Origin of the sequence: Streptomyces sp. NPDC088732 (assembly GCF_044751205.1) — a bacterium.
In the GTDB taxonomy this organism is placed as follows: Bacteria; Actinomycetota; Actinomycetes; order Streptomycetales; family Streptomycetaceae; genus Actinacidiphila.
Window position 1 is genome coordinate 182,618 of the sequence record NZ_JBIVLI010000002.1, and the last position, 26,082, is coordinate 208,699.

The following is a 26,082-nucleotide window of genomic DNA, read 5'->3' on the forward strand; positions in this document are numbered from 1 at the left end:
CCGTTCCTCCGGGTCCCCCCGGCGACTCGGCATACATTACACGGCCGTGGGGGCGGTTCGCCAAATCCATTCCGGTACTGTCGGCTGACCCCCGACCCCCAGGACTGGAGACGGCCCCCGTGACCGCCACGCAGCGCATCGCCGACGCCACGGCGGAACGCGACCGCCGCCTCCGCCGCCCCACGGTCGTGGCGGCCGCGGTGTGCCTGGTCTCCTTCGCGGCGTTCTGCCTGGCGCAGCGCGCCGCCCATGTCTCGATGATCGATCTCACCGTCTACCGGGCCGAGGGATGGACGGTGCGGCAGGGCGGCGACCTGTACGCGATGCGCGTCACCCACGCGCAGCTGCCGAACACCTACCCGCCCTTCGCCGCCCTCCTCTTCACCGCGCTCACGGTCCTGCCGGCCGGTGCGGCGCAGATCGCGGTCACCGCGCTCAACCTCGGACTGCTCGTCGCGCTCGCCTCCCTGTCGCTGCGGCTGGCCGGCCTGCCGCGCCGGCTGCCCCCGGCCGCGGCGGCCCTCGCCGTGGCGGCGGTCGCGGTCTGGTCGGAACCGGTGTGGACGACGCTGCGGTACGGGCAGATCAACCTGCTGCTGGCCGTGCTGGTGCTGTGGGACCTGACCCTGCGGAAGGGTTCGCGGGCGGCGGGCGTCGGGATCGGCATCGCCGCCGGGATCAAGCTCACCCCCGCGCTCTTCGTGGTCCTGCTCGCCGCCGGCGGACTCGTGCTGGCCTGGCGGCGCCGGGAGCGCTGGAACGACCACTTGCGGCACGCCTCGGTCGCCGCGGCCGTCCTCGCCGCCACGGTCGGCCTGTCCGCGGTGGTCCTGCCGCACGACTCCCGGCGCTTCTGGACCGGCGTGATCTTCTCCGCGGACCGGGCCGGGCACGGCGAGGACACCGCCAACCAGTCCCTGCGCGGGGTGCTCGCGCGGGCCCTGCACACCGGCGACCCGGGGACGTGGTGGCTCGTGACCGCCGCACTGGTGGCGTGCGCCGGGCTCGCGGTGGCCGTGGCCGCGCTCGTCTCCGGTGCCCGGGCCTGGGCGGTCGTCTCCTGCGCGGTCACCGCGCTCCTGGTCAGTCCCGTCTCCTGGTCCCACCACTGGGTGTGGGCGGTGCCGCTCGTCGTGCTGCTGAGCCGGGCCTCCCGGGCCGGAGCCGTCGCGGCGGGGCTCGTCTTCTGCTCGTACGGGCTCTGGCTCATCCCGCACGGCGACGGCGTCGCCCGGCCCGAACTCCACCAGTCCGCCGGGCAGATGGCCCTGTCGGCGGTCTACCCGGCGGTGGGCGCCGCCTTCCTGTGCGTCGCGGCGGTGGCCGTACGGCGGCAGCGGGCCCGGTCCCGCGGCACGAGCGGCGCCCGGTCCCTCACCCCCGCCCCGCACGCCCCCTGAGCAGCCCCGCCAGGACACCGAGGACGGCCGTGAGGGCGAGCGCCCAGGAGGTGAGGGCGATGGCGTGCGCGGAGGAGCCGGAGGAGGCGAGGCGGTTGAGGAAGAGCGTGCCCAGGGTGGCGACGCCGATCAGCTGGCCGAGCTGCGTGACGGTGGCCAGCAGCCCGCTGGCATCCGCGGCGTCCTGCGGCGCGACCCTGCCGAGGGCGAGCGTCAGCGTGGGGCTGAAGGACGCACCGAGGCCCAGGCCGATCCCGAACTGGACGGCGAGGAAGGGCAACTGGTGCTGTTCCCCGTCGCGCAGCAGCAGTCCCATGGCCGCGAACGAGACGGCCGCCACCAGCAGTCCGAGCGGGGCGAGCAGACCGTGGGTGCGCGCCGGGAGGCGCCGCCAGTTGAGACCGACGCCGCCGAAGGCGACGGCCGCGGCGGTGAAGGTCAGCCCGGTGCGCAGGGCGCTGAGGCCGAGACCGCTCTGCAAGTGCAGGGCGATGGAGAACAGGAAGCCGGCGTTCAGCGCCATCGCGACGGCGATCACGGCCACGGAGCGGGGCATGCCGGGTGCGCGCAGGACCCGCGCGGAGACCAGCGGCGCCCCGCCGCGGCGGGTCAGGCGGGCCTCCAGGACGGCGAAGACGGTGAGCAGCACGACGCTGAGGCCGAGGCAGATCCAGCCCCACAGCGGCCAGCCCTCCTCCTGGCCGAGGACGAGCGGGACGGTGAAGAGCGTCACGGCGGCGCCCAGGGTGACCAGGCCGGGCAGGTCCAGGCCGCGACGGCGCTCCTCGGCGCCGCCGGGGTCGCGCGGAATGACCCGGGGCGCCAGGACGAGCAGGCAGAGCCCGATGGGCACGTTGACCAGGAACACCGGACGCCAGCCCGTGCCGAACAGGTCGGCACTGACGAGGACGCCGCCGAGGGACTGCCCCGCCGCCGCGCCGGTGGCCAGGACCGCGGAGTAGACACCGAGGGCGCGTACCCGCCGCTCGCCGGTGAAGTTGCGCTGGATGAGGCTGAGCACCTGGGGGATCATCAGGGCCGACCCGGCTCCCTGGACCAGCCGGAATCCGGTCAACTCCCCGGCCGACTGGGCGAGTCCGCAGGCCAGGGAGGCCGCGGTGAAGAGGCCGAGCCCGGCGACGAAGGTCCTGCGGTGGCCCCACAGGTCGCCGATGCGGGCGCCGGTGATGAGCAGGACGGCGTAGGAGACGGTGTAGCCCGCCACGACGAGCTGGAGCGCGGCGCCCGAGGCGTGCAGGTCTGTGCGGATGGTGGGCGCGGCCACGTTGACGATGAAGACGTCGAGCAGGGCCATGAACTGGCCGGTGAGCACGGTGCCGAGCAGCCGGCCGGACGGGGCGCGGCCGCCTGAACCGGCACGGGGCACCGGTGGGGCCGAGAGTGTGGGATGAGCCATGGCACGAGCCTGCGGGCGCCCGCGTACCGGTGCCGAGAGCCCATGGATGCTGGTACTGACAGCACCTGGCACCGCGTCCCGACCCGGTGGACGATGGGGCACATGTCCGCCGTGTCCGCTCCGCGCCGCAACGAACTCGCCGCCTTCCTGCGAAGCCGCCGCGCCCGGATCACACCGCAGGACGTCGGCATGCCGCCGGGACTGCGCCGCCGTACACCGGGGCTGCGGCGCGAGGAGGTCGCGCAGCTCGCCGGGGTCGGGGTGACCTGGTACACGTGGCTGGAGCAGGGCCGCCCGATCAACGCGAGCGTGCAGGTGCTGGACGCGGTGGCGCGCACACTGCGGCTGGACGTCACCGAGCGGGAGCACCTGTACCGGCTGGCGGGAGTGCCCTTCGTCCGGGAGCAGGCCGCTGAGGCGGAGTCGGTGGGCGAGGACGTGCAGGGCATCATCGACGCCCTCGACCCGCTCGCCGCGGTCGTCTACAACACCCGCTACGACGTGCTGGCCTGCAACGCCGCCTACCGGTACGTCTTTCCGTCGGTGCGGCTGGACTCCCCCGCCGACCGCAATGTGCTGCGGCGGCTGTTCACCGGCCCGCCGTGCTGCTCGGCCTTCCTCGACCGGGGCGCCGAACTGCCGCGCATGGTGGCGCAGTTGCGCGGCGGTTACGGACGGCACGTGGGCGAGCCCGTCTGGGAGACGTTCATCCGGCGGATGACCGACTCGAGCCCGGAGTTCGCGCGCATGTGGGCGAGCGGGGACGTGGCGCCGCCGGGGCCGCGGGTCAAGGTGATCCAGCACGCGTCGGTGGGCGTCGTCCGGCTCGCCTCGACCTCGCTGTCGGTGGACTCCGCGCCGGAGCACCGGATCGTGGCCTACACCCCGGCCGACGAGGAGAGCCGCGCGCGGATGGCGCGGCTGCGGGAGCTGCCCGACCCGCTGATCGGCTGCCCCTTGCACGCGCGCCCGCTGTCCGAGCTCGTCCTGGAACGCGAGGAATCCCGCCTTCCCTGACGGGAGGACGGGATTCCGTGACCACTGTGTCGCTGTGGAGCTACGGGGATTCGAACCCCGGACCTCTTGCATGCCATGCAAGCGCTCTACCAACTGAGCTATAGCCCCGCTGTCCTCAGGCTTTCCGCCTGGCGAACGAGAAGAAGCTTAGCCGGTCAGGGCCGGATTTCCGAAATCGGCCCCGGTGGCCCCGCCGCGGCGGTTCAGTCGTCGTCGCCGAGCACCGGCTCGGGCAGGGTGCCCGCGTTGTGCTCCAGCAGGCGCCAGCCGCGGGCGCCCTCGCCCAGCACCGACCAGCACGTGTTGGACAGGCCGCCGAGCGCCTCCCAGCTGCGCGGGTCGAGGCCGAGCAGCCGGCCTATCGTCGTGCGGATCGCGCCGCCGTGGCTGACCACCACGAGGATGCCGCCGTCGGGCAGCTTGTCGGCGGCCGCGAGCACCACGGGAGCGGCCCGGTCGGCGACCTCGGTCTCCAGTTCGCCGCCGCCGCGCCGCACGGGCTCCCCGCGCTTCCACGCCGCGTACTCCTCGGGGTGGCGCGCGGTGATCTCCTCGTGGGTCAGTCCCTGCCAGACGCCCGCGTAGGTCTCCCGCAGGCCCTGGTCGTAGGTGACGTCCAGGCCCGTCACGGCCGCCAGCTCGGCGGCCGTGTCGGCGGCGCGCTGGAGGTCCGAGGCGATGATCCGGTCCGGTTCGAGCGCGGCCAGCAGGCGGGCGGCGCGCCTGGCCTGCCCGACGCCGGTGGCGGTCAGCGGAATGTCCGTGGTGCCCTGGAAGCGGCCCTCCAGGTTCCACGCGGTCTGGCCGTGCCGCCAGAAGACGATGCGCCGGCCGCGCCCGCGGCTGTGCCCGTTCAGCTGAGCTCCCCGTCCTCGTCGGCCACCGACATGGCGCGGGCGTGCTCCTCGGCCTTGCCGCGGGTCGCCACGGCGTCCTTGGGCAGCTCCAGCTCGGGGCAGTCCTTCCACAGCCGCTCCAGGGCGTAGAAGACGCGCTCCTCGGAGTGCTGGACGTGCACCACGATGTCCACGTAGTCGAGCAGCACCCACCGGCCCTCGCGCTCACCCTCGCGGCGCACCGGCTTGGCGCCCAGCTCCTTGGCGAGCCGCTCCTCGACCTCGTCGACGATGGCCTTCACCTGGCGGTCGTTCGGCGCGGAGGCGAGCAGGAACGCGTCGGTGATGGCGAGGACGTCGCTGACGTCGTAGGCGATGATGTCGTGCGCGAGCTTGTCGGCTGCCGCCTGGGCGGCGGTCTGGATGAGCTCGATGGAGCGGTCCGTGGCGGTCACAGGTGCGGCTTTCCGGTCGGGGACGTCGTACCCCCAAGGGTCTCACGGACCGCGGACAGTCCCCGACCGGTTATCCGGCCGGGGACCGGACGGCTCACTGCTTGGGCGGCGGGGTGTAGTCCTGGCCGAGCACCACCAGGATGTCCGCGTTGGGCGGGACGGTGCCCTTGGTGACGGACTTGGCGGGCAGACCCAGGGTCTTCGCCAGTTCCTGCGCGTTCGCCTTCTGCTCCGCGGCGCCGTAGAGGACCTTGGACGCCGCCTGGGTGGCGGTGGAGGTGCCGGACACATAGGTGTAGCCGCCGCCGACGATCTGCACCTGGGCCTCGCCGGCGTTGGCGGACTCGCCCGAGCCGTTCTTCAGGCCTACCCGGGGGATGCCGTCGGAGGAGGTGTTGGTCACGGTGCCGCCGAGCACGTCCTTGACGACGCCGTCGGTGTCCTTCTCGCTGACGGTGCCGTCGGCCTGCACCGGGAGGGTGTCGGTCTTGTACGCGCCGGTCTTGGCCTCCTCGGACAGCGCCGCGAGGCTGGTGCCGAGGTCCTTGGCGGTCAGCGGCGGCTCGATGACCTGGTTGAGCCCCTCGATGGTCTTGGTGGCCAGGTCCGGGTCGCTGTACATCTTCTTCAGCACGCCCTGGACCACCTGGCCGAACCGGGCCAGCTGCTTGTCCTGCGCCTCGCCGGGCGCGCGGTAGACGGCGTACGCGACGGCGGCCTGGCCGCCCAGCTCCTGCTGCTTGCCGGGCTTGACGAGGACCTTGCCGCCCTTCTTCTTGTCGGCCTTCACCGTGGCGTCGGTGTCGACGATGATCCCGCCGAGGGATTCGACAAGGTTGTCCAGGTACGGGGTGTCCAGCCGCCAGGTGCCGCTGATCTTCGTGCCGAGCAGGGTCTCCAGGGCCTCGCGGGTGGGCGCGGAGCCGCCGTCGACCACCGACTTGCCGAGCGTGGTGCTGCCCCCGTCGTCGCTGCTCACGGCGAGCGAGTTGGGCAGCAGCACCGTGGTGCCCTTCTTCGTGGTCGAGTTGCTGACCAGCAGGGCGGTGGAGGTCTCGTTGCCGTCCACCGGGCGCAGGTGCAGCACGAGCACGTCGCGCTTCTGGCCGCCGGCGGCCTGCTGCGTGGCGGCCGAGTCGCCACCGAGTCCGGGGATCTTGCCGGCCTTCCACAGGTAGCCGACACCGCCGACCGCGGCCAGCGCGACCACGACGACGAGGGCGACGACGCGGTTGCGGCCGCGGCGCCTGGCCTCCTCGCGCCGCTCGGTGCGGGACTCGGTGAACTTCAGCCAGTCGATGACCTCTTCGGACTCCTCGGTCTCCTCGTCGACGAAGGAGAACTGCCCGGTGGAGTAGTCCCCGTTGCCCGAGGGAGCCGCGGGACCTGCGGGACCCGGGGGACCCGCCGGACCGCGGCCGGAAGGACCGGGTTGCGCGGGAGCCTGCGCGGGAGCCTGCACCGGCGCCTGGACGGAGCCCTGCACGGGCCGGGACGGGCGCTCGGGGTCGCGGTAGAGAGGCTGCGGATGCGTGTGCTGCTGGTACTGCGGCTGCTCGGGCTGGGGCGGCTGCTGCGGCTCGTAGTACGGCTCCTGGTACTGCGGCTGCTGCGGGATCCAGCCCTGGTACTGCTGGGTCTGCTGCGCCTGCGCCTGCTGCTGGTCGTAGCCGTAGTCCTGCTGCTGACCGTAGCCCTGGTCCTGGTAGCGCTGCGGCTGCTGCGGCTGCGCCCCCTGGGCGTACGGGTCGTAGCCCTGGCCCTGCTGCTGGTATCCGTAGTCACCCTGCTGCTGTGCGTAAGGGTCCTGGGGGTAGGGGTCCGGTCCCTCCTGCTCGGGTGTTCCCTCGGCGTAGTGCCATCGGGGGTAGTCGTTCACTGGGGACCCCTCCAGTTGCCGCTGAGCCGCTGATCGATTACCGGTAGAGCCTGCGTTTGTCGATGTAGCGCACCACACCGTCGGGCACCAAGTACCAGACGGGCTCCCCCTTGGCGACCCGGTGCCTGCAGTCGGTGGAGGAGATCGCGAGGGCGGGCACCTCCACCAGGGAGACGCCGCCCTCCGGGAAGCCCGGGTCGGACAGCACGTGCCCGGGCCTCGTGACGCCGATGAAGTGCGCCAGGGAGAAGAGTTCCTCGGCCTCGCGCCAGGAGAAGATCTGCGCCAGCGCGTCGGCACCCGTGATGAAGAAGAGCTCCGCCTCGGGATGGTCGGACCGCAGATCGCGGAGCGTGTCAATGGTGTACGTGCGGCCGCCGCGCTCGATGTCGCTGCGGCTGACCGAGAACTGCGGGTTCGACGCGGTGGCGATCACCGTCATGATGTAGCGGTCCTCGGCGGCCGACACCTTCTGGTCGCTCTTCTGCCAGGGCTGGCCGGTCGGCACGAAGACGACCTCGTCCAGCTCGAAGAGGTGCGCCACCTCGCTGGCCGCGACGAGGTGACCGTGGTGGATGGGATCGAACGTCCCACCCATCACACCGATTCGCTCCTTCATGCGGACAGACCCTACCCGCATCCGCCTCTGCGGCCTCAGCGGTCGCGGTTGAAACGGGTGGTGATGAAGAGCAGGAGCAGCAGCGCGAACAGGGCGCCGCCACCGGTGAGGTACGGGCTCAGGCTCTCGTGGTTGCCGCCGCCCTCGCCCTCGGCGAGCGTGGTCAGGACGGCGGCGGTCGCGTAAGAGGTCATTCGCGGTTCCCTTGGTGACGGTGCGTGCTCTTGGCGGACGTGGGGACTTGGGGGACATGGTACGGGCGGTGCGGACGGAACTTCGAGGTGGCTCCGCGCGTCCTTCCTGTGTATGGCCAGCCGACCAGGGGAACGGGGAGACATGTCCGGTCCGAATGATCCGAACGGCGTGCGGGGCGGCACGGAGGGCGACGGCGACCGTCTGCCGGGGCGGAACCGCCGGCGGTTCCCGGGGATCTCCTCCCGGGCGTACGAGCACCCGGCCGACCGCTCGGCCCTGGTGGCGCTGCGCAAGCTCAGCGGCTTCGACACCGTCTTCAAGGCGCTCAGCGGGCTGCTCCCGGAGCGCTCGCTGCGGCTGCTGTTCCTGTCGGACTCGGTCCGGGTCGGCGACGAGCAGTTCACCCACCTCAACGACATGCTGCGGGACGCCTGCTCCATCCTGGACCTGGAGACCGTCCCGGCCATGTACGTCACGCAGGACCCGCAGCCGAACGCGATGTGCATCGGGCTCGACGCGCCGATCATCGTCGTCACCACCGGCCTGGTGGAGCTGCTGGACGAGGAGGAGATGCGGGCCGTCGTGGGCCACGAGGTGGGCCACGCGCTGTCAGGTCACTCCGTGTACCGCACGATCCTGCTCTTCCTCACCAGCCTGGCCCTGCGGATCGCCTGGATCCCGCTCGGCAATGTCGCGATCATGGCGATCATCACGGCCCTGCGCGAGTGGTTCCGCAAGTCGGAGCTGTCCGCGGACCGCGCCGGCCTGCTGGTCGGCCAGGACCTCCAGGCGTCGATGCGCGGTCTGATGAAGATCGCCGGCGGCAACCACCTGCACGAGATGAACGTGGACGCGTTCTTGAAGCAGGCCGAGGAGTACGAGGGCTCCGGCGACCTGCGCGACTCCGTGCTGAAGATCCTGAACGTGCTGCCGCGCAGCCACCCCTTCACCACGGTGCGTGCCGCGGAGCTGAAGAAGTGGGCCGCGACCCGCGACTACCAGCGCCTCATGGACGGCCACTACCCGCGGCGCAGCGAGGACAAGGACACCTCGGTGTACGACTCGCTCAAGGAGTCGGCGAACCACTACGCCGACACGGTGAAGACCAGCAAGGACCCGCTGATGAAGCTGCTGAACGACATCGGTTCGGGCGCCGGCGACATCGGCGGCAAGCTGCGGGACCGGTTCACCGGGACGGCGCAGGGCTCGCAGGGGCCGCAGAGCTCCCCGAAGGACGCGCCGCCGGACCCGTCCGCGGAGTGACACCGGGGCCGGCGAGCGACCCGGGGGCCAGCACTCCGCACACCGAGGTGATCTGGTGGCGGTGGTCGTACGGGTCGACGCCGGCCTGCGCGGGGGCCTTCTCCCCCGCCAGCAGCGGCTCGAACCGCTTGGCCGGCTCCGACCCGCAGGACAGCGGCCCGGCCTCGACGTCGGCCTGCAGCACTTGCACATGCATGTCGCGCAGGTCCTGGCGGTCGAACCGCAGGCGCAGCGCGCGCCGCACGGTGAACAGCGACGGCTCGCCGCCCGCGGAGGCCGCCGTCCGTACGGCGTAGACCATGGTGTGGTCCGTGAGGACCTCCAGGGCGTCGTCGGCGGTCTCCATGACGGCCATCGTCCCGTCGACCCGCACCTCGTCGGAGGCGAGGGCGATCCTGCCGGGGTCCAGGCGCACCAGCCAGCCCGTGGCGGCGTGCCGCCCGTCGTCGGCCGGGGCGGACAGGCTGCGGTCGAACTGCACGCGCTGCCCGGGGTCCAGCAGGTCCCGGACCTTGCTCACGTTGCCGCCGGTCAGGGCGGTGGGATCGACGGCGGAGGCCCAGAGGTAGTCCTTGGCCAGGGTCAGCGCCTGCGTGACCTGGCTCTCGCCGAAATGCGGGGTGCCGAAGGGGGCCGGAAGGGTGAATCCCTTGCTGCCGATCTGGTAGCCGGCCGCCGCGTGGCCGTCGAAGGGGCGGGTGCGGTCCGTGGGCGGCACCACGCCGGCCGGGGCGAGCGGGACCAGGGTGATCCGCAGCGGCTCCGCGACGGGCTCGGGCCCCTGCTCGTAGGGATTGCGGATGCCGAGGTAGACGGCGGTGCCGAAGGCGACGGCGATCAGGGCCACCAGGACGAGCGCCTGGCGCGTCGCGCCGCCCCGGGCCCAGAAGCGCCGGGTGCGGACCGCGCGGGCCGAACCGTCGAGGCGCTCGCGGGCCGAGTACTCCTGGATCCGGGCAGCACGTACGAACGATTCGTCGAACACGACGGATCGGTACTCGTCGTCGCCGCTTCCCGGGGAGCCCTCGGGAATCCCCTCAGGTGGGTCACCAGGCCCGGTCATACAACAAGCGTAGGTCTGTCCGGGCTCTTTAAAACGTCCTGGTACGCACAACTTCTCTCGACGCTCAGGGCGTTGGGCTGACCACTACGGGGGGCATCGAGGGCGCGCCGATACGGCCCGCCGGGGAGGGCGGGACGGCCGGCTGGCGGCTGCCCCCACCGGCTCCCCGGTAGACCGCGGCGAACGTCAGTGCGACGACCCCGATGCCCATGACGACCGCCAGCAGCCAGGCCACCATGCGGTGCCAGCGGCCGTGCCCGCGGTAGGGGCGGCGCTGGGCGTAGAGCTCGTCGTACTCGTCGTCCTCCGCGGTGCGGTCCGCGTGCTCGTCGTACGGGGCGGAGCCGTCCTGGACGCCGAGGAGGCGGGCGCGGGAGGCCTCGGCCTCGGCCTGGGCCGTGGCGGCCGCGAGCATGCGCTCGTGGGCGCTGGGCTCGTGGAAGGCTGCCGCACGTATGAAGGCCTCGTCGAACACCACGGACGCGAATTCGTCATCCGCGCCACCGTGGTCCTCGCCGTCCGGGAACGGCTTGCCCCCCAGGTCGTCCGGCACCCGTCCAGAATAGGGCCGATGACGCGGATTGGGCAGGCCGCCGGGGAAAGTCCGCCCCGAACGCCGTGAAGTGCCCGTGTCCCGCCCGCCGGCCCTCAGCCGCGGGTCTGGCCGTCGCCGGTGATGACGTACTTGGTCGAGGTCAGCTCCGGCAGGCCCATGGGGCCGCGGGCGTGCAGCTTCTGCGTCGAGATGCCGATCTCCGCGCCGAAGCCGAACTGCCCCCCGTCGGTGAAGCGCGTCGAGGCGTTCACGGCGACCGCGGCGGAATCCACCAACTGGGTGAACCTGCGGGCGGCGGGCTGCGAAGCGGTGACGATCGCCTCGGTGTGCCCCGAGGACCACAGCCGGATGTGCGCCACCGCGGCGTCCAGGGAGTCCACGACGGCCGCGGCGATGTCGTGGCTCAGGTACTCGGTCTCCCAGTCCTCCACGGTGGCGGGGACGACGGTCGCCTTCGTGCCGGACTTCTCCGCGATGTCGCGGACGCGCTCGTCGGCGTGCACGGTGACGCCCGCCGAGGCCAGCGCGTCCAGGGCGCGCGGCAGGAACTCGCCCGCGATGTCCTGGTGCACCAGCAGGGTCTCCGCGGAGTTGCAGACGCTGGGACGCTGCGCCTTGGAGTTGACCAGGATGCGCACCGCCATGTCGAGGTCGGCCTGCGCGTCCACGTACACATGGCAGTTGCCCGTGCCGGTCTCGATGACCGGGACGGTGGACTCCTCGACCACGGAGCGGATCAGTGAGGCGCCGCCGCGCGGGATGAGCACGTCGACCTGGCCGCGGGCGCGCATCAGCTCGCGCACCGACTCCCGGCTCTCGCCCGGCACCAGCTGGATCGCGTCGGCCGGCAGCCCGGCGCCGCCGATCGCGTCGCGCAGCACGGTGACCAGGGCGGTGTTGGAGTGGTACGCCGAGGACGAGCCGCGCAGCAGCACCGCGTTGCCGGACTTCAGGCACAGGGCGGCGGCGTCCACGGTGACGTTCGGACGCGCCTCGTAGATGATGCCGACCACGCCCAGCGGCACCCGGACCTGTCGCAGGTCGAGCCCGTTGGCCAGGGTCGAACCGCGGACGACCTCGCCCACCGGGTCGGGCAGCCCGGCCACGTCCCGCACGTCGGAGGAGATGGCGCGGACGCGCTCGGGGCTCAGGGTGAGCCGGTCGACGATGCCCTCGGCGGTGCCGGCGGCGCGGGCCCGCTCCACGTCGAGCGTGTTGGCCTCGACGATCTCCTTGGTGCGCACCAGGAGGGCGTCGGCGATGGCCAGCAGCGCGTCGTCCTTGGCCGCGCGCGGCAGCGGCGCGATGTCGGCGGCGGCGGACCTTGCCCGGTAGGCGGCCTGCAGGACCGGTGACGCCGGCCACGGCGAGGGCAGGGAGGCGGCGAGGTCGTCGTTGCTGTGGCTGCGGCTGCTCATAGCCGTCAGCGTACGGCGTGGGCACCGCCCTGGGGGGTGTCTTTCCAGCCGGTGAGACCCGGACGGTTCCGTACGGCTCAGTACGGGTGCACTCCGACGGGGGCGGCGGGCGGTGGCCCGTAGCCCTCGGCGATGCGCTGGTGGTACGTGTCGCGGTCGATGACCTCCAGGCCGACCGTCTCCCAGGGCGGCAGCTTCGCGGACGCCCGGTGCTCGCCCCACAGCCGCAGGGCGATGGCGGCGGCGTCGTGCAGGTCGCGCGCCTCCTCCCAGTACCGGATCTCGGCGTGGTCGGCCGCGTACCGGCTGGTGAGCAGGAAGGGGTGGTCGTGCGCGAGCTGCTCCAGGGCGCGCCGCACCTCCGCCAGCGGGGCCTCGGGGCCGGAGACGCTGAGCGTGACGTGCCAGAGCCGGGACACGGGGCGCTCCTGCGGCTTCGCCGTCGACGGGGTCTGCTGCGGGGCCGCGTGGGTCCTCGGTGCGCCCTCGTCGGCCGCCACGCTCACCAGTGTCCGCTCCGCCGTCCCGCGGGACGAGGATGCCCCTGGGCGCACTCGTCTCACCGGCGGCCTCCCTGTCGTCACCTGTCGTCCCTGTGGGTCGCTGTCGTTGCCGTTGTCGTCGTCTCCGTCGAATTCCTTCCCCGCCCTCAAAGTTGAGCAGTCGGCGGGCGGCCGCGGGGCCGTTTTCACGAAGTAACCACGAAGGGGGCGGGCTACGGGTTCAGGAGTACGAGGTCGTCCCGGTGCACGACTTCCCGCTCGTACGCGGGACCGAGCTCGCGGGCCAGTTCGCGGGTGGACCGGCCGAGCAGCCGGGGCAGTTCGCGGGCGTCGAAGTTGACCAGTCCGCGCGCCACGGCGTGTCCCGAGGCGTCGCGCAGCTCGACCGGGTCGCCGGCCGAGAAGTCGCCCTCGATGCCCGCGATACCGGCCGGCAGCAGCGAGGTGCGGCGCTTGACGACGGCCTGGACGGCGCCGTCGTCGAGGATGAGCGCGCCCAGCGGGGCGGAGGCGTGGGCCAGCCACAGCAGGCGGTCCGCGGACCGCTTGCCGGTGGGGTGGAAGAGGGTGCCGGTCGGCCGTCCGGCGAGCGCGTCCGCGGCCTGCGAGGCGGACGTCAGCACCACGGGCATCCCGGCCCCCGCGGCGATCCGCGCGGCCTCGACCTTGGTCACCATGCCGCCGGTGCCGACGCCGGCCTTGCCGGCGCTGCCGATGGAGACGCCGTCGAGGTCCCGCGGGCCGCGGACCTCGGCGATGCGGGAGGTGCCGGGGGTGCTCGGGTCGCCGTCGTACAGGCCGTCGACGTCGGAGAGCAGCACCAGCAGGTCGGCCCGGACGAGATGCGCGACCAGGGCCGCCAGGCGGTCGTTGTCGCCGAAGCGGATCTCGTCCGTGGCCACCGTGTCGTTCTCGTTGACGACGGGGACGGCGCCCATGGCGAGCAGCTTGTCCAGGGTCCGGTACGCGTTGCGGTAGTGGGCCCGGCGGCTCATGTCGTCGGAGGTGAGCAGCACCTGCCCGACGCGGACGCCGTACCGGGCGAAGGAGGCGGTGTACCGGGCGACCAGCAGGCCCTGGCCGACGCTGGCGGCGGCCTGCTGCCGGGCGAGGTCCCGGGGGCGCCGGTCCAGGCCCAGGGGCGCCAGCCCAGCGGCGATGGCGCCGGAGGAGACCAGCACGATCTCCCGCTCGGTGCCGTGCGCCTTGGCGACCACGTCCACCAGGGCGTCGACGCGGTCCGCGTCCAGGCCCCCGGCGGCCGTCGTCAGCGACGAGGAACCCACCTTGACGACGATCCTGCGGGCCTCGCGCACAGCCTGGCTTGCCCCTGCCACTTCGCTGCCCGTCTCCTCGCGCCGGTTGGGTTGCACACTCGCGTCCACGTGCCGAATCTACGGGAAGTCGGCGTGGCCGCCGCGCATGCGTCCAGCACACGGACGGCTCTCGTCCACTCGGCTCCTCCCGTGCTCCGCCAGGCTCCCCGCAGCGCGACCGGAACCCCAATGACGCGCCCTGCCGGGGGACTTGCTCCGCGGGGCCCGGCGGCGACCGCCGGGCGGCCGCACGGGGAGCCCGCCGTCCTGCGCCGGCGGCACGAGCCGGAGAGGGCACTCCCGGGCGAGGACCGTGAGTGATCACCCGGACCCGGCGGGACGGTTGCGGGGTCCGTGGCGAACTGCTCGGCATCCGCCACCGCACTCCGGTCGTGACAGCCACCGCCGGCGCCACGCGACCCGCGCCCGACGAAACCGGGTTTATCGCTACAGCCGGCCTGCCGGAGTACTATTCGGACACCGGCCTGTGGACCCGTCCGCTTCAAGCGGCGCCGGAGAGCCAGGAACCTCGCACAAGGCCTTCGACGGTGCAGCTCAACCCCTCGCTCCGAGGCTGGTGGCGCTCGTCACGGCTTGGGGGAGCTCTGAGTCAGTAGGCTATGCTCCCATGGTCGCCCTACCCGGCGCACGCATGCCTCATGGCCGTCGCGCGGGTCTCATGATTGCGCGACGGTTCACGGACGGAAGGATGACGATGGCACGTTGCTTGATAGCGGCGATTTCGTGGGAGCGCATACACCTTTCTCTCACCGCGGTCGTCTCTGGCTTCACTGGAGATCCTAGTGCTCTCCGTTTCCTGATTGTGGACGGTGAGCGAGAGTTTCCGGTGAACTCTCGGCAAACAGGCGCCGAACAGCACCGCCTGGAGATCAACGTCACCAACTTCCAGGATCGCCGCCAGGTACCCAACGGCACTTGGCGGATCGTTCCGGTGATCGGTGAGGAACGACTGCCGGCCGCCGGCTTCGACCTCAAGGCCACGGATCGCCTTGACGTGGACTCCCGTACCTTCCTCTACGACCGCAACCGCTCGGCGTACGTGATCGCGTTCGGACTCTCGGACGACGACGAGAACCCCGAGTTCCTGATGCGGACGTACCAGCTGTTCCGCAGCGCCGGGCCGAGCACGAACAAGGACGCCCCGAAGGCACCGCTGCGCAAGCGACTCGGGCTGCGGGTCCTGCCACGGGCCCGGCGCCGCAAGCTCGCCAATCACGTCTATTCCCTCTCGCGCCGCCTGAACCCCCCGCGTGGCAACCGGATCCTGTTCGCCTCAGAAATGCGCACAGGCCTCGGCGGCAACCTGGCGCGCGTCCATGACCGGATGATCGAGCGGGGCCTCGACAAGAAGTACTCGTTCCGCCACTCGTTCCGGGTTCCCAGCACCGCGAACAAGTGGAGCACGCTGCGTCTGATCTACTTGCTCGCGACGTCGGACACCGTTCTGATGGACGACTACTTCGGGCTCCTCGCGCAGCTGGGCATCTCCCCGAAAACCAAGATCATCCAACTCTGGCACGCCGGAAGCGGATTCAAGTCGGTCGGCTACAGCCGGTTCGGACGATACGGTTCGCCGAAGCTGACCAACGCCCACCGCAAGTACACCTACGTGATCACCGGATCCAAGCATCTGGTGCCGGTGTACGCCGAGGCATTTGGCATCGAGGAATCCGCGGTCGTACCGACCGGCCTGCCCCGAATAGACACGTTCCTCGACAAGGACCACTCCCGCAAGGTCGTCGAGGACTTCTTCGTCGCCAACCCGAAGCTCAAGGGCAAGAAGATCGTGCTGTTTGCGCCGACCTTCCGCGGGAAAAGCATCGGCGACGCTCATTACGATTACGACCGCATCGACTTCGCGAAGCTGCACGAAGTCTGCGGGGACAAGTTCGTCGTGCTCTTCCGCATGCACCACTTCATTCCGGGCTCCGTTCCGATTCCCGCGGAATATTCCGACCGGCTGCTGGACTTTGCGTCGTTCCCGGACACCAACGACCTGCTGCATGTCACGGATGTACTCGTCACCGACTACTCGTCCATCATCTACGAGTACACACTGCTCGACAGACCGATCCTGTTCTACGCGTACGACAAGGAAACCTACTCGGTGATCCGCGGGTTCCACCGAGACTACGACTCCGTCGCTCCCGGCAAGATCTGCGTGACCTTCGACGAACTGCTCAAGGCCCTTCAGGACGAGGACTACGACCTCTCGAAGGTCGAGCAGTTCCGGCAGGAGAACTTCGACTTCGTCGACACGAATTCCGCGGACCGGGTGATCGACTGGGTGGTGCTGGGGGATCCCGCCGCAGACGGAGACACAAACGGCGACCACCGGTGGCTCGATCTCGCCCCGGACGACACGGCGGTGGGCGACCAACCGCTCAGTGACCAATCGGAGGCATGAGCTGTGAACGTTGCGTTGCTTTTCGCCGGCGGCATCGGTTCAAGGATGAACTCGCGGGACCTCCCGAAGCAGTTCCTGGAGATCAACGGCAAGCCGATCATCATCCACACCCTCGAGCGCTTCGAGAGCCACCCGGACATCGATGCCATCGCCATCGCGATCCTTCCCGAATACCGCGAGCACATGGCGAAGCTGCTCAAGCGGTACGAGATCGAGAAGGTGAGGTGGATCGTCGACGGCGGCAAGACCGGTCAGGAGTCCCGGCACAACGCTCTCAGGACGGTGGCCGCCGAGTGCCCCGAGGACACCGTGGCCCTCATCCACGACGGCGTGCGGCCGCTGATCGACGCGAAGCTGATCACCGCCAACATCGAGACCGTCAAGGAGCACGGCTCCGCCATCACCTGCACGAAGTTCAACGAGACCGTGGTGTCGAGCGAGAACGAGCACATCGACGATGTGATCCCGCGCGACCACATCTACGCCGCGCAGGCCCCGCAGAGCTTCCGGCTCGGCCAGATCCTCGGGCTGTACGACCGGGCGGTCGCCGAGGGCGAGCACGACAGCATCGACTCGTGCTCCCTCATGCACCGGTACGGTCAGAAGCTCTACCGGGTGGTCGGCCCCCGCTCGAACATAAAGATCACGACGGCCGAGGACTTCTACCTCTGCCGGACCTTCTTCGAGATCATCGAGAACCAGCAGATCGTAGGTACGTGACTCCAGTGACCACCGTCTCCAGCTCGGTCGTGGCGCACGACCTCGACGAAATCCTCGACCGCGACCTGCCGTGGAACGAGCTGTCCGGTCGCGCCGTGCTCGTCACCGGCGCGAGCGGCATGCTGCCCTCGTACGCCGTCTACACCCTGCTCGCGCTGAACGACCGGCACGGGCTGGGCATCACCGTGCACGGTCTGGTGCGGAACGAGGAGAAGGCCAGGCGTCTGCTCGCGGACGTGCTCGACCGCCCCGACTTCCACCTCGTGGTCCAGGACGTGTCGGTCCCGCTCGAACTGTCCGGCCCCGTCGACTACGTGATCCACGGGGCAAGTGCCGCACGGCCCGCCCTGCACGGCAGCCGGCCGGTCGCGACGATCCAGGCCAACCTCCTGGGCGCCTTCCATCTGCTCGACCTCTGCGTGGCGAAGGCCAGCCGCGGTTTCGTGCTGATGTCCTCTGCCGAGGTGTACGGAGCCCAGCCTCCGGAGACCGAGCTCATCGACGAGCAGAGTTACGGCGGTTTCGACATCCTCAACCCTCGCGCCTGCTACGCCGAGGGCAAACGCGCCGCGGAGACCATCTGCGCGAGTTACCAGGCTCAGCACGGCATCGACTGCCGTGTCGTCAGGTTCGGCCACATCTACGGGCCCGGGATGGCGCTCGACGACGGGCGGGTGCAGGCCGACTTCGCGGCGAGCGTGGTGGCCGGCAAGGACATCGTGCTCAACAGCGACGGCTCGGGCGTGCGCACCTACACGTACGTGGCCGACGCCATCGCCGGGATGTTCTATGCGCTGCTCCGCGGTGACCAGACGGCCTACAACGTCGCGGATCCGGCCGGGCTGGTCTCCATCCGGCGCCTGGCGGAGCTGTTCACCGAGGTCCGGCCGGACCGTGGACTCCAGTTGCGCTTCAGCAACGAGTCCGACGCGCGGTCCTACAGCCTGGCCAAGAAGCAGGGACTGGACAGCGCGCGGCTGGCGGCCCTCGGCTGGAGCCCGGTGGTCGACCTGTCGGTCGGGCTGAACCGCATGGTGACCCATCTGGAGGCGACCGTCGGGCGAACTCCGCACCCAGCAGGCTGAGAACGAGAGCCGCCCGGCAGCAGATCGCCTCGGCACGAACGAAGTTCGTGCCGAGGCGATCTGCTGCCGGGCTGATGTCATTCGGCATCCGGAACACCTCGGTGCCGGACGGCCACCGCGATCGACGGTCGCGTCAGACCTTTCGCGACGGGCGCAGTTTGCGGGCCAGTCGCCGTACCGGTGCCGGGAGACGTCGGGCCAATCGCCGCTGCGGCGCCTCCGCCCGCGGCCGCACCACCGGCTTCTCCGGGATCGCCGTCTCATCGGTGAGGTTCCAGTACTTCGGGGATTTCTCGCCCTTGCGCGGATACTGCTCGTTCGGGCGGCGCGGCACGACCTCGGGACGCTCCCAGGCGATGTCCTTCCGCACCACGCGCGCCGGTGCTCCGACCGCGATGCAGTTGTTCGGAATGGACGAGGTGACGATGCTGCGGAAGCCGATCACCGAGCCGTTGCCGATGGTGACACCGCCCATCACGACCGCGTGCTTCGCGATCCAGACGTGTTCGCCCACGACAATCGACTGGGACGGGTTCATGCGCTTCTCGGTGCGCACGTCGAAAATCGGGTGGGTGTCGTCGCCGCGCACCTCGATGTTCTTCGCGAACATCACATCGTCACCGATCGTCACCGACACGCCTTCGACTGCGGAGATGAAGGTGCGGCCGGCGCAGCCCACGTTCTCGCCGATCCGGATCCGGGACTCGTGTCCGCAGCGCAACTCGAAGCGGAGACCCGCGCGCTTCTTCACGGTCGAACCTATTTCGATCCGCCCGTTGTCTCCCGAGAAGGTGACGAGCAGGTCCCTGATGTCGGCGTCGGCGCTGATGACGAGTGTGTTGTTCGATCCCTTGAACCGGATATCGATCTTGTCCTCGCGTATCTCACCGTCGTAGACGATCTCATTTCCCTGATCGTCCTTGTAACGCTCGAGCTTGTGCAGTTGCAGCATCGTTTCTGAGGGTATGCGCTCGACCGGGTCAGGGTCGGACCAGCCCCTCGCACCTCCGTTCCGGCCTGCGTGTTTCCGCTTAAGCTATCAGATGACTCTATCTCTGAGCAGTCGCCCGAACGACCCGGTTGCCGATCACGACATCGACTACGGGATCGAAAGCATTCAGCGCCATATCGCTCGGGTCCAACGTGGTCCAAGCGTTTGTCCACGGGAGTTGACCAAGCGGGTTCCGGGCGAAATATCTCGAAAGAAGTGAGAACTTCTGACGCAGTATGGATTGCGGCATTGCGCGACGCGACGGAAAGCCGCTTCCACCCCGTGGTGGCTAAACGATGCACCCTGATCCGGGATCCGTACCCTCGAGCGGCCCGTCCGCGTACTCGGCGACTCCGAAAAGTTCTCCGCCGAGTACGCGGACCGCTGTCTGTGCTTTCAGCCGGCTCTAGAACGGCTCGAAGCCGTGGTACTCGCGCTCGGCCTCGTCCCGTTCCGCATTGCGGTCGTGGCGCCGCTGCGCGGCCGGCCGCGGTGCGTCGAAGCGGTGGTCCTCGCCGCGGCGGCCCAGCATCTCGGCGCCTGCGGCCATGGTCGGCTCCCAGTCGAAGACGACCGCGTCCTCGGTGCTGCCGATGACGACCTCGTCGCCCTGGCGGGCACCGGCCTTGAGGAGTTGCTCCTCGACCCCGAGGCGGGCGAGCCGGTCGGCGAGGTAGCCGACGGCCTCGTCGTTGGAGAAGTCGGTCTGGCGCACCCAGCGCTCGGGCTTCTCGCCGACGACGCGGTAGAAACCGTCCTCGGCGACGATCGTGAAGCCCGCGTCGTCCACGGCCTTGGGCCGGATGACGACACGGGTGGCCTCCTCGACGGGCTTGGCGGCCCGCGCCTCGGCGACGATGCCGGCGAGGGCGTACGACAGCTCCCGCAGGCCCTTGTGGGCGACCGCGGAGACCTCGAAGACCTGGTAGCCGCGGGACTCCAGCTCGGGGCGGACCATGTCGGCCAGCTCCTGCCCGTCGGGCACGTCCACCTTGTTGAGCACGACGACCCGCGGCCGGTCGCCCAGACCGCCGTACTGCTTCAGCTCCTCCTCGATCGTGTCGAGGTCGGAGACCGGGTCGCGCTCGGACTCCAGCGTGGCGGTGTCCAGGACGTGCACGAGGACGCTGCAGCGCTCGACGTGCCGCAGGAACTCCAGCCCCAGCCCGCGGCCCTGGCTCGCACCCGGGATCAGCCCGGGGACGTCCGCGATGGTGTAGACGGTGGACCCGGCGGTCACCACGCCCAGGTTGGGCACGAGCGTGGTGAACGGGTAGTCGGCGATCTTCGGCTTGGCGGCCGACAGGACCGAGATGAGCGAGGACTTGCCCGCGCTCGGGTAGCCGACCAGCGCCACGTCGGCGACGGTCTTGAGCTCCAGGACGATGTCCTGGTCCTTGCCCGGCTCGCCCAGCAGCGCAAAGCCGGGGGCCTTGCGGCGGGCGGAGGCCAGCGCCGCGTTGCCGAGGCCGCCGCGGCCGCCCTGGCCGGCGATGAAGGTGGTGCCGTGGCCGACGAGGTCGGCGAGCACATTGCCCTGCTTGTCCAGGACGACGGTGCCGTTCGGCACCGGCAGGACCATGTCCGTGCCGTCCTTGCCGGAGCGGTTGCCGCCCTCGCCGGGCTTGCCGTTGGTCGCCTTGCGGTGGGGGCTGTGGTGGTAGTCGATGAGCGTGGTGACCGCCTGGTCGACGACCAGCATCACATCACCGCCCCGCCCGCCGTTGCCGCCGTCGGGGCCGCCCAGGGGCTTGAACTTCTCCCGGTGCACGGAGGCGCAGCCATGGCCCCCGTTACCCGCGGCGACGTGCAGCTCGACGCGGTCCACGAAGGTTGTCATGCCGTCTTCCTCCTCAAACAAACAGTGACGTGCTGGTGCCGATGGTGCAACGCGCCGAGGGCGGACCTGCTTCCCGCCCGGGAAGCAGCGTCCGCCCTCGGTGACGTCGTACGCGTGCGATCGCTCAGGCGACCGGGACGACGTTCACGACCTTGCGACCACGGCTGGTGCCGAACTCGACCGCACCGGCGGCGAGGGCGAACAGCGTGTCGTCCTTGCCACGGCCGACGCCCGCGCCGGGGTGGAAGTGGGTGCCGCGCTGGCGGATGATGATCTCACCGGCGTTCACGACCTGGCCGCCGAAGCGCTTGACGCCGAGCCGCTGGGCATTGGAGTCGCGACCGTTCCGGGTGGACGATGCGCCCTTCTTGTGTGCCATCTCTCTTCAGTCCCTTACTTCGCAGCGGCGGGGATGCCGGTGATCTTCAGCGCCGTGTACTGCTGGCGGTGACCCTGACGACGGCGGTAGCCGGTCTTGTTCTTGTACCGCAGGATGTCGATCTTGACGCCCTTGTGGTGGTCCACGATCTCGGCCTGGACCTTGATCCCGGCCAGCACCCACGGGTCGCTGGTGACGGCTTCGCCATCGACCACGAGCAGGGTCGAGAGCTCGACCGCGTCGCCCACCTTGCCCGTGGAAATCTTGTCAACCTCGACGATGTCGCCGACGGCCACCTTGTGCTGGCGGCCACCGCTGCGCACGATTGCGTACACGCGGAACTCACTCTCTCGCTCGGATCGTCACTCCTGACGCCAGCCGTCCCTGCGGAGCGTGGGGGGCCTCTCCCGGCCGGGCCGGGAGGGAGGTGCTCAGGAATGGGCGCTAAAACGCCGAAGGTCAAGGTTACGGGGCGCCCCCGATGGGGTCAAACCGGGATGCGCATGCCCCGGGACGCGCCGCGGGCCGCCCCCCGGTGGGGGACGGCCCGCGTGCGGTGACCCGGGGTCAGGACGCCTCGGTGGGCGCCTCGGCCGTGGCCTTCGCGGCGGACTTCTTCGCCGCCGTCTTCTTCACCGCGGTCTTCTTCGCGGCCGTCTTCTTCGCGGCGGCCTTCTTGGCCGGGGCCTTCTTGGCCGCGGTCTTGCGCGGGGCCCGCTTCTTGGGCTCCGCCTCGGCCTCCGCCTCCTCCGCCGCTTCCGCGCCGGTGTCCGCCGGCTGCGCGTCGGCGGCCGGGATGACCACAACGGCGGCCTCGGCCTCGGCGCTGGACGGGCCCGAGGGCGCCGACACCTTGCGCGTGGCACGACGGCGCGGGGTGGGCGGCGCGGCCTCGGCGGCCTCCGCCACGGGCTCCTCGGCAGGGGCCTGCTCGGCGACCGGCTCCGCCGAGGCCGGGACGACCACCGTCTCGGCCTCGCCGGCCGGGGCGCTGGGCGCGCTGACCTTGCGGGTCGCCCGGCGCCGGGTACGGGCCGGGGGCGCCGCCTCCGCGACGGCCTCCTCGGCCACCGGGGCCGGCTCGGCGACCGCGGCGGCCTCCGCCGCCTGCGGCTCGGTGGCAGGGGCCGCGGCCGGGACGACCGTGACGACCTCCGCCGTGGCGTCCGGCGAGCTCACCGGGGCGGTGACCCGCCGCGACGCGCGCCGCCGGGAACGCCGGCCGGCCGCCGCCTCGGCCTCCGCCGGGCTGCTGAACCACTCGTCGTCGGCTCCGCCGACCGCGGGCACCAGCTCGGCCTCGGCGACCGCGGCCGGCTCCAACTCGGTGAACGCTTCGGTCTCGTCGGCCTCGTCGGCCTCGACCTCGGCGATGCCGCCGGCCACCTCGGCGGCCACCGGCTCATCGCCGCCGCCGCCGCGACGGCGCTTGCGCTTGCCGCCGCCGCCGACCGCCGTGGCCTGGTCCATGTGGACGATGACACCGCGTCCGTTGCAGTGCACGCAGGTCTCGGAGAACGACTCCAGCAGGCCCTGGCCGACCCGCTTGCGGGTCATCTGCACCAGGCCGAGCGAAGTGACCTCGGCCACCTGGTGCTTGGTGCGGTCCCGGCCGAGGCACTCCAGCAGGCGGCGCATGACCAGGTCGCGGTTGGACTCCAGCACCATGTCGATGAAGTCGATCACGATGATGCCGCCCAGGTCGCGCAGCCGCAGCTGGCGCACGATCTCCTCGGCCGCCTCCAGGTTGTTCCTGGTGACCGTCTCCTCGAGGTTGCCGCCCTGACCGGTGAACTTGCCGGTGTTGACGTCGATGACGACCATCGCCTCGGTCCGGTCGATCACCAGCGAACCGCCGCTCGGCAGCCAGACCTTGCGGTCCAGCGCCTTCAGCAGCTGCTCGTCGATCCGGTACGTGGCGAAGACGTCGACCTCGGAGCTCCAGCGGCCCAGCCGGTCCGCCAGGTCCGGCGCGACGTTCGTGACGTAGTCGTGGATGGTCTCCCACGCGTTGTCACCGCTGACGACGACCTTGCTGAAGTCCTCGTTGAAGATGTCGCGGACGACCCGGACGGTCATGTCCGGCTCGCCGTACAGCAGCGACGGCGCGTTGCCGGTCTTGGCCCGCTTCTGGATGTCCTCCCACTGCGACTGGAGCCGCTCGACGTCGCGGCGCAGCTCGTCCTCGCTCGCGCCCTCGGCGGCGGTGCGCACGATGACGCCCGCGTCCTCGGGGACGATCTTCTTGAGGATCTGCTTCAGCCGGGCGCGCTCGGTGTCGGGCAGCTTGCGGCTGATGCCGGTCATCGAGCCCTCGGGCACGTAGACCAGGTAGCGGCCGGGCAGCGAGACCTGGCTCGTCAGACGGGCGCCCTTGTGGCCGATCGGGTCCTTGGTGACCTGCACCAGGACCGGCTGGCCCGACTTCAGGGCCGCCTCGATGCGGCGCGGCCCGCCCGACATGCCCAGCGCCTCGAAGTTGACCTCACCGGCGTACAGCACCGCGTTGCGGCCCTTGCCGATGTCGACGAACGCGGCCTCCATGGACGGCAGCACGTTCTGGACCTTGCCCAGGTAGACGTTGCCGACGTAGGAGGTGGCCTGCTCCTTGTTGACGTAGTGCTCGACGAGGACGCCGTCCTCCAGCACGCCGATCTGCGTCCGGTCGCCGTTCTCACGCACGACCATGACGCGCTCGACCGCCTCGCGGCGGGCCAGGAACTCGGCCTCGGTGATGATCGGCACCCGGCGGCGGCCCTGCTCGCGGCCCTCCCGGCGGCGCTGCTTCTTGGCCTCCAGACGCGTGGAGCCCTTGATGGACTGCACCTCGTCGGCCGGCTCGGCCGCCTTGCGGGGCTCACGGATCTTGACGACCGTGCGCTCGGGGGCGTCCTCGCCCAGGTTCTCCTCGCTCCCGTCACCGCCACGGCGGCGGCGACGGCGTCGGCGACGGCTGCTCGTGCTGTCGCCCGCGTGGTCCTCGGCGTCCTCCTCGCCCTCGTCCTCCTCGTCCTCCTCGCCGGCGGCGGTCTCCTCGCCCTCGGCGGCCTCGCCGCGACGGCGGCGGCGGCCACCACGGCGGCGGCGGCGGGACGGGCGGTCGCCCTCGTGGTCGTCGTCCGCCTCGTGCTCGTCGGCCTCGGCGTCCTCGTGGGCGTCGGTCTCGGCGTCGTCGTGGTCGTCGGCCTCGGCGTCGTCGTGCTCGTCGGCGATCCGGCCGGCGTGCGTCTCCGCGGCCACGGCGACCTCGGCGGGCTCACCGCGGCGACGGCGGCGGCGACGGCGGCCGGCGCTCTCGGCGGCCGGGTACTCGTCGGTGTCGTGCCCGTCGGCGACGTCGCTCTCGGGCTCGTGCTCGTCCTCGTGCTCGACGGGCCGCTCGGCCTGGGGCCGCTCCACCGGCGCCGTGCCGGGCGCCTGGAACACCGGCGCCTGGAACACCGCCATCGGCGGGCGGGTCGCGCGACGGCGGCCCCGCGACGGCGCGGGCTCCTCCTCGGGGGCCTCGGCAGCCTCGGCGGCCTCAACAACGGGTTTCACGGCCTCGTGCCGCCCGCCGCGGGGCACCTCGTCCCGGACCTCGACGACCACGCTGCCAGCGGGTACGCCGAAGGCCTCCGCCACGGCCTCGACGGCCCTGGCACGCGCCTCCTCGACGGTGTCGCCGTAGCCGCGGATCTCGTACGCGTCCTCGACCTCGACGGCCCAGCCGGTCCCGTCCTGGATCGCCTTGGCGGTGTAGACGCGCGGCTGCGCCACGGCGGCGGGGGCCTCGGGGGCGGGCGCCTCCACAGCCTTCGCCTCCTCCTCACGCGGCGCGAGCGCGCCCGGCTTGAGGCGGCGCGAGCCGTCGTCGGCCGCGAGGAACGAAGCGGCCGGGGCGGCCCGCTTGCGGCTGCGGCGCGCCTTGGGCTGCTCCGCCGCCGCGGCCTTGCCGGCCGGCTCCCGCAGTGCCTTCGCGGGAGCGTCCGCGGCGGCAGCGGCCTCGACGGGGGCGGCCGGCGACTCGGCGGCGGCAGCCGGCTCGGGGCTGGCCACCTTGCGCGTCGCACGACGGCGGGTGCGCGCCGGGGCGGCGGCCTGCTCGGCCGGGGCCTCCGCGTGCAGCGGCAGGTCCGACTGGAGCTCCTTGGCCTGCGTGTCCGCGGCCTCGGCCGGCATCGCGGCCTCGACCGGCTCGGGGCTGGCGACCTTGCGGGTCGCACGGCGCCGCGCGCGGGGCGGCGCCGCGGACGGCTCGGCCTGCTCCGCGGGAGCGGCCTGCGTGGACGCAGTGTCCTGGGGGGTCTCGGGGATCTCGGGGGTCTCGGCGCTCTGCGCCGGTGCGGCCGTCTTGCGCGTGGCACGACGACGGGCCGGAGCCGGTGCGGCTTCGGCCGCCTCCGCCGTCTCCGCGGGCGCACTCTCCGGCGCGACGGCCTTGCGGGTGGCCCGGCGGCGAGTGCGCGCGGGAGCGGCCTCGGCCTCGGCGGGCGCCTCGGCCGGTATGGCCGGAGCACCGGCGGGCGCGTCGGCCGCCTCGGGGGCGTTCACGGCGCCGGCGGGCGGACCCGCCGGCCGTGAGGCCGCGCGGCGCCGTCGGCGCGGAGCGGCCGTGGCCTCCGTGTCGGTGCCGCCGGTGCCACCGGTGGCGTTTTCGGGGGCGCCGTTCTCGGGCGCCTCGTTCGGCTCGTTGTTCTCGAGCATGCGGGCATTTCTCCCG

22 protein-coding genes and 1 tRNA gene are annotated in these 26,082 nt (G+C 71.5%); 6 read left to right on the forward strand and 17 right to left on the reverse strand.

Features of this window, described 5'->3' with window-relative positions; genetic code table 11:
• Positions 1-119: 119 nt before the first annotated feature.
• Positions 120-1,400, forward strand: a complete 1,281-nt coding sequence (locus ACIP9H_RS03700; protein WP_401957306.1) for a glycosyltransferase 87 family protein — start codon at positions 120-122, stop codon at positions 1,398-1,400.
• Here the strand turns inward: ACIP9H_RS03700 and ACIP9H_RS03705 are convergent.
• Complete coding sequence (locus ACIP9H_RS03705) at positions 1,375-2,817, reverse strand: MFS transporter (protein ID WP_401957309.1); 1,443 nt, start codon at positions 2,815-2,817, stop codon at positions 1,375-1,377. The two genes, ACIP9H_RS03700 and ACIP9H_RS03705, sit on opposite strands and share 26 nt — an antisense overlap.
• Positions 2,818-2,919: 102 nt before the next feature.
• On the opposite strand from ACIP9H_RS03705, the gene ACIP9H_RS03710 reads away from it, so the two are divergent.
• On the forward strand, positions 2,920-3,834 hold the full coding sequence (locus ACIP9H_RS03710; protein WP_401957312.1) for a helix-turn-helix transcriptional regulator: 915 nt from the start codon (positions 2,920-2,922) through the stop codon (positions 3,832-3,834).
• A gap of 35 nt (positions 3,835-3,869) precedes the next feature.
• Here ACIP9H_RS03710 and ACIP9H_RS03715 read toward each other — a convergent pair.
• The 6 genes from ACIP9H_RS03715 to ACIP9H_RS03740 form a co-directional block, all read right to left on the reverse strand.
• Positions 3,870-3,942 (reverse strand) — tRNA-Ala (locus ACIP9H_RS03715).
• Between the two features lie 95 nt (positions 3,943-4,037).
• Positions 4,038-4,691, reverse strand: coding sequence for a histidine phosphatase family protein (locus ACIP9H_RS03720; RefSeq protein ID WP_401583202.1), 654 nt, complete (start codon positions 4,689-4,691; stop codon positions 4,038-4,040).
• The gene (rsfS, locus tag ACIP9H_RS03725) at positions 4,688-5,125 is read right to left on the reverse strand and encodes a ribosome silencing factor (RefSeq protein ID WP_319664644.1); all 438 of its coding nucleotides are present in this window, start codon (positions 5,123-5,125) and stop codon (positions 4,688-4,690) included. The genes ACIP9H_RS03720 and rsfS overlap by 4 nt, the downstream gene beginning before the upstream one ends.
• A gap of 94 nt (positions 5,126-5,219) precedes the next feature.
• Entirely contained in the window at positions 5,220-7,004 is a 1,785-nt protein-coding gene (locus ACIP9H_RS03730) for a LytR C-terminal domain-containing protein (protein ID WP_401957315.1), read from the reverse strand.
• 37 nt (positions 7,005-7,041) lie between these two features.
• On the reverse strand, positions 7,042-7,623 hold the full coding sequence (gene nadD, locus ACIP9H_RS03735) for a nicotinate-nucleotide adenylyltransferase (protein WP_401582754.1): 582 nt from the start codon (positions 7,621-7,623) through the stop codon (positions 7,042-7,044).
• 35 nt (positions 7,624-7,658) lie between these two features.
• Complete coding sequence (locus ACIP9H_RS03740; protein ID WP_018556595.1) at positions 7,659-7,817, reverse strand: hypothetical protein; 159 nt, start codon at positions 7,815-7,817, stop codon at positions 7,659-7,661.
• A gap of 142 nt (positions 7,818-7,959) precedes the next feature.
• On the opposite strand from ACIP9H_RS03740, the gene ACIP9H_RS03745 reads away from it, so the two are divergent.
• A complete protein-coding gene (locus ACIP9H_RS03745; RefSeq protein ID WP_360906874.1) occupies positions 7,960-9,081 on the forward strand; it encodes a M48 family metallopeptidase in 1,122 nt (373 codons plus the stop codon).
• On the opposite strand, the gene ACIP9H_RS03750 is transcribed toward ACIP9H_RS03745, so the two are convergent.
• The 5 genes from ACIP9H_RS03750 to proB form a co-directional block, all read right to left on the reverse strand.
• Positions 9,005-10,144: a hypothetical protein gene (locus tag ACIP9H_RS03750; protein WP_401582755.1), complete on the reverse strand. Its 1,140-nt coding sequence runs from the start codon at positions 10,142-10,144 to the stop codon at positions 9,005-9,007. The genes ACIP9H_RS03745 and ACIP9H_RS03750 overlap by 77 nt on opposite strands.
• Before the next feature lie 64 nt (positions 10,145-10,208).
• Positions 10,209-10,697 (reverse strand): hypothetical protein, encoded by a 489-nt coding sequence (locus tag ACIP9H_RS03755; protein ID WP_401582757.1) that lies wholly within the window; start codon positions 10,695-10,697, stop codon positions 10,209-10,211.
• A gap of 95 nt (positions 10,698-10,792) precedes the next feature.
• Positions 10,793-12,118: a glutamate-5-semialdehyde dehydrogenase gene (locus ACIP9H_RS03760; protein WP_401957319.1), complete on the reverse strand. Its 1,326-nt coding sequence runs from the start codon at positions 12,116-12,118 to the stop codon at positions 10,793-10,795.
• A gap of 77 nt (positions 12,119-12,195) precedes the next feature.
• The gene (locus ACIP9H_RS03765) at positions 12,196-12,681 is read right to left on the reverse strand and encodes a hypothetical protein (RefSeq protein WP_401582761.1); all 486 of its coding nucleotides are present in this window, start codon (positions 12,679-12,681) and stop codon (positions 12,196-12,198) included.
• 152 nt (positions 12,682-12,833) lie between these two features.
• The gene (gene proB, locus ACIP9H_RS03770) at positions 12,834-13,937 is read right to left on the reverse strand and encodes a glutamate 5-kinase (RefSeq protein WP_401583204.1); all 1,104 of its coding nucleotides are present in this window, start codon (positions 13,935-13,937) and stop codon (positions 12,834-12,836) included.
• An 823-nt stretch (positions 13,938-14,760) separates the two neighbouring features.
• On the opposite strand from proB, the gene ACIP9H_RS03775 reads away from it, so the two are divergent.
• The 3 genes from ACIP9H_RS03775 to ACIP9H_RS03785 are packed head-to-tail and all read left to right on the forward strand — an operon-like array spanning position 14,761 to position 18,170.
• Positions 14,761-16,365 (forward strand): CDP-glycerol glycerophosphotransferase family protein, encoded by a 1,605-nt coding sequence (locus ACIP9H_RS03775; protein WP_401957321.1) that lies wholly within the window; start codon positions 14,761-14,763, stop codon positions 16,363-16,365.
• 3 nt (positions 16,366-16,368) lie between these two features.
• Positions 16,369-17,085 carry a 2-C-methyl-D-erythritol 4-phosphate cytidylyltransferase gene (locus ACIP9H_RS03780; protein ID WP_401957323.1) on the forward strand — a complete coding sequence of 239 codons (717 nt, stop codon included), beginning with the start codon at positions 16,369-16,371 and terminating at the stop codon, positions 17,083-17,085.
• Entirely contained in the window at positions 17,082-18,170 is a 1,089-nt protein-coding gene (locus tag ACIP9H_RS03785; RefSeq protein ID WP_401582764.1) for an NAD-dependent epimerase/dehydratase family protein, read from the forward strand. Before ACIP9H_RS03780 ends, ACIP9H_RS03785 begins: the two co-directional genes overlap by 4 nt.
• A 133-nt stretch (positions 18,171-18,303) precedes the next feature.
• On the opposite strand, the gene ACIP9H_RS03790 is transcribed toward ACIP9H_RS03785, so the two are convergent.
• The 5 genes from ACIP9H_RS03790 to ACIP9H_RS03810 form a co-directional block, all read right to left on the reverse strand.
• Positions 18,304-19,122 carry an acyltransferase gene (locus ACIP9H_RS03790; RefSeq protein ID WP_401582766.1) on the reverse strand — a complete coding sequence of 273 codons (819 nt, stop codon included), beginning with the start codon at positions 19,120-19,122 and terminating at the stop codon, positions 18,304-18,306.
• 445 nt (positions 19,123-19,567) lie between these two features.
• Positions 19,568-21,001 carry a GTPase ObgE gene (gene obgE, locus ACIP9H_RS03795; RefSeq protein ID WP_401582767.1) on the reverse strand — a complete coding sequence of 478 codons (1,434 nt, stop codon included), beginning with the start codon at positions 20,999-21,001 and terminating at the stop codon, positions 19,568-19,570.
• A gap of 124 nt (positions 21,002-21,125) precedes the next feature.
• Positions 21,126-21,380 carry a 50S ribosomal protein L27 gene (gene rpmA, locus ACIP9H_RS03800; RefSeq protein ID WP_319664657.1) on the reverse strand — a complete coding sequence of 85 codons (255 nt, stop codon included), beginning with the start codon at positions 21,378-21,380 and terminating at the stop codon, positions 21,126-21,128.
• 14 nt (positions 21,381-21,394) lie between these two features.
• Positions 21,395-21,715, reverse strand: a complete 321-nt coding sequence (gene rplU / locus ACIP9H_RS03805; RefSeq protein ID WP_360906893.1) for a 50S ribosomal protein L21 — start codon at positions 21,713-21,715, stop codon at positions 21,395-21,397.
• Positions 21,716-21,947: 232 nt separating this feature from the next.
• The gene (locus ACIP9H_RS03810; RefSeq protein ID WP_401957327.1) at positions 21,948-26,066 is read right to left on the reverse strand and encodes an Rne/Rng family ribonuclease; all 4,119 of its coding nucleotides are present in this window, start codon (positions 26,064-26,066) and stop codon (positions 21,948-21,950) included.
• Positions 26,067-26,082 lie beyond the last annotated feature (16 nt).

Bases quoted from the DNA above. Each gene is read 5' to 3' on its own strand.
- ACIP9H_RS03790 (WP_401582766.1), bottom strand. From the start codon at position 19,122: ATGCTGCAACTGCACAAGCTCGAGCGTTACAAGGACGATCAGGGAAAT.
- obgE (WP_401582767.1), bottom strand. From the start codon at position 21,001: ATGACAACCTTCGTGGACCGCGTCGAGCTGCACGTCGCCGCGGGTAAC.
- ACIP9H_RS03710 (WP_401957312.1), top strand. From the start codon at position 2,920: ATGTCCGCCGTGTCCGCTCCGCGCCGCAACGAACTCGCCGCCTTCCTG.
- ACIP9H_RS03740 (WP_018556595.1), bottom strand. From the start codon at position 7,817: ATGACCTCTTACGCGACCGCCGCCGTCCTGACCACGCTCGCCGAGGGC.
- ACIP9H_RS03810 (WP_401957327.1), bottom strand. From the start codon at position 26,066: ATGCTCGAGAACAACGAGCCGAACGAGGCGCCCGAGAACGGCGCCCCC.
- nadD (WP_401582754.1), bottom strand. From the start codon at position 7,623: ATGAAGGAGCGAATCGGTGTGATGGGTGGGACGTTCGATCCCATCCAC.
- ACIP9H_RS03705 (WP_401957309.1), bottom strand. From the start codon at position 2,817: ATGGCTCATCCCACACTCTCGGCCCCACCGGTGCCCCGTGCCGGTTCA.
- ACIP9H_RS03750 (WP_401582755.1), bottom strand. From the start codon at position 10,144: ATGACCGGGCCTGGTGACCCACCTGAGGGGATTCCCGAGGGCTCCCCG.
- ACIP9H_RS03760 (WP_401957319.1), bottom strand. From the start codon at position 12,118: ATGAGCAGCCGCAGCCACAGCAACGACGACCTCGCCGCCTCCCTGCCC.
- rpmA (WP_319664657.1), bottom strand. From the start codon at position 21,380: ATGGCACACAAGAAGGGCGCATCGTCCACCCGGAACGGTCGCGACTCC.
- ACIP9H_RS03745 (WP_360906874.1), top strand. From the start codon at position 7,960: ATGTCCGGTCCGAATGATCCGAACGGCGTGCGGGGCGGCACGGAGGGC.